At 41.6% G+C, this 2,320-nt stretch carries 2 protein-coding genes and 2 pseudogenes; all 4 read left to right on the top strand.

Features of this window, described 5'->3' with window-relative positions; all coding sequences use genetic code 11:
* Positions 1-100 (top strand): annotated as a pseudogene (locus tag H6F50_RS26190) (IS5/IS1182 family transposase); the annotation flags it as partial.
* Positions 101-151: 51 nt separating this feature from the next.
* Positions 152-694, top strand: a complete 543-nt coding sequence (locus H6F50_RS26185) for a Uma2 family endonuclease (protein WP_190430961.1) — start codon at positions 152-154, stop codon at positions 692-694.
* A 92-nt stretch (positions 695-786) separates the two neighbouring features.
* A pseudogene (locus tag H6F50_RS26180) lies at positions 787-1,350 on the top strand (Uma2 family endonuclease).
* Positions 1,351-1,582: 232 nt separating this feature from the next.
* The gene (locus H6F50_RS26175) at positions 1,583-2,077 is read left to right on the top strand and encodes a hypothetical protein (protein ID WP_190430960.1); all 495 of its coding nucleotides are present in this window, start codon (positions 1,583-1,585) and stop codon (positions 2,075-2,077) included.
* The last annotated feature ends 243 nt before the right edge of the window (positions 2,078-2,320 follow it).

Raw genomic sequence — 2,320 nt, 5'->3', positions numbered from 1 at the left:
ACTCAAGCAGTATCGAGCGATTGCGACGCGCTACGATAAACGCGCTACCAATTTTTTGGGTGCAATTTATCTGGCTGCTTCTGTCATTTGGCTTAATTGATGACACGCCCTAGCTTTAACTGCTAAGTAACAAGCGATTTTACGAATCTTGATGGCTACCACTACGCAACGCCTCGCACTGCAAGACTTCCTGAAACTGCCCAATATTGAGGAGTCGCCAGCTTGGGAGTTAGTGGACGGACAAGCAAACCAAAAACCTATGCCCACAGCTTTCCACAGCATTTTGCAGAAACGCCTGACGGCTGCAATTGACCAAGCGGACTCACCCTATGAAGCTTTTCCTGAGCTACGCTGTACCCTGAGTGGCAATTCTGTCGTTCCTGATATTACAGTTATCCACCAAGATCGAGTCCCTTCTGAGAATATTGCTGTTGAAGGTGCGCCTGATTGGATGATTGAAATCCTCTCGCCTGACCAAAGCACCACTAAATTGATTGCTAAAATTCAAACCTGCCTGCAAGAAGGAACTCACTTAGGGTGGCTGATCGATCCGACAGAACGAGTGATTATTGTGCTGTGGTCAGATACTCGGATGGCATTGCTGAGAGATAGCGATCGCTTGCCTGTCCCCCAAGATATCCCATTAGAATTGACAGTTGAGCATGTATTTGGCTGGTTACGGCGGGTAAGTTGAGGATAGGTAACGATCAGTCTCAATGGTTTTGGTAGGTAAGGCTCACCCTGCGTAGCTATATTTGCATTCAGCATAAATGGGAGTAACCTCAAATGGTACAAACACCCGCTAAACCTCTTACTTTAGAAGAGTTTTTGGCTCTACCAGAAACTGAACCCGCCAGCGAGTACGTTGATAGTCAGATTATTCAAAAGCCAATGCCGCAGGGAGAACATAGTACCCTCCAAGGTGAACTAATTATTGCTGTTAATGCTGTTGTTAAGCCCCAAAAACTTGCACGAGCATTTCCAGAACTGCGGTGTACGTTTGGTGGACGGTCAATTGTGCCAGATGTAGCAGTATTTACGTGGGAGAGAATTCCCCGTAAAGAAAATGGTGGTGTAGCAAATATATTTCAAGCGGCTCCTGATTGGATAATTGAAATCTTATCTCCCGACAAAAGCGCTACAAAATTCACGAAAAAAATCCTGCATAGTCTTAACCATGAAACGCAAATAAGTTGACTAATCGACCCAAATGAGCAGACGATTTTCGTTTACCAATCAAAGCAACAACCAGAGGTTTTTGACCAGCCAGAACAGCAACTTCCCGTTCCTTCATTTGCTAGTGAACTACAGCTAACCGTAGAAGATGTATTTGACTGGCTGTTAGAATAACAGGGTGTATCAGCTTTTTCTATTAGGATTTATTTGATAAGTTATTGCACGCTAAAATTCACTAGAAACGCCCGGTTCTGGTTTTGATGCCGCAGGTGAAGGGTAATGCCATATTTCAGTGTTTAGTATTTGGGAGAATGTAGAGGAAGCACTCGGAGTATCGCTGAGAAGTTTAAGGTGTACGATGTACTTGAAATAGTGCTTATTACTTCGCCAAAAAAGGTTTGAAAAAATGATGCAACTAAATAATCCTGTACTTCTTGGGGTATTTGTTACTTCTATTACTGCTATTTCTACTGTGATTGCTACTTCACTCACTTCTCTCATTTCTAATTATTATCAAACCAAACGAGAGAATGAAATTTGGCTTAAAAGCGAACTCAGAAATATATATGGCGGAGCTATTCAAAGCTTGGCAACACTTCTAACTCTTTCAGGTATTGAAAGCAACATGGATGCTATAGAGGAAGCTATAGTTGACGCAAAAAAATGGTTAGCTCTTTCATTAATATATTTTGAACCGAAACAAAAGAAAACATTTAAAGTATTCGAGGATGAAATATATTTATTTACTTCAGGACAATACAAGTATTTTTTAGAAAAAGCTCGAATTAAAGGATTGCAACCAGCAGAAAAATATCAAGGAGTAAATGATGTTTATGGAGCAGCCGATGTAATGCTTAAGAGAATCATTGAAGTTGCTTATCAAGACAAAAGATTGTCGTGAGTGGGAGACAGACTTTATCTGTAGGTTAGGTTGAACGATAGTGAAAGCTAACGCCCTATAAGAGTTACTGGATTAAGGAACGAAAACCAGCCTACGGAATTTTGGCTTAAGTCAGTGCCATTCACCTTAACGCTCTTCTGTCACTCTAGGCAGCAGAAAATAGGAAATCTTGCATTTGTAGGGGGATAGGAACTGCACCGTGAAAGTAATTCATAAGCGCAATCAAGCGTGAAAATCCCAAAG

Source organism: Coleofasciculus sp. FACHB-712, assembly GCF_014695635.1.
Classification (GTDB): domain Bacteria; phylum Cyanobacteriota; class Cyanobacteriia; order Cyanobacteriales; family FACHB-T130; genus FACHB-T130.
The sequence above is the reverse complement of the archived record's forward strand: the minus strand, read 5'-3'. Positions and strand labels throughout refer to the sequence as shown.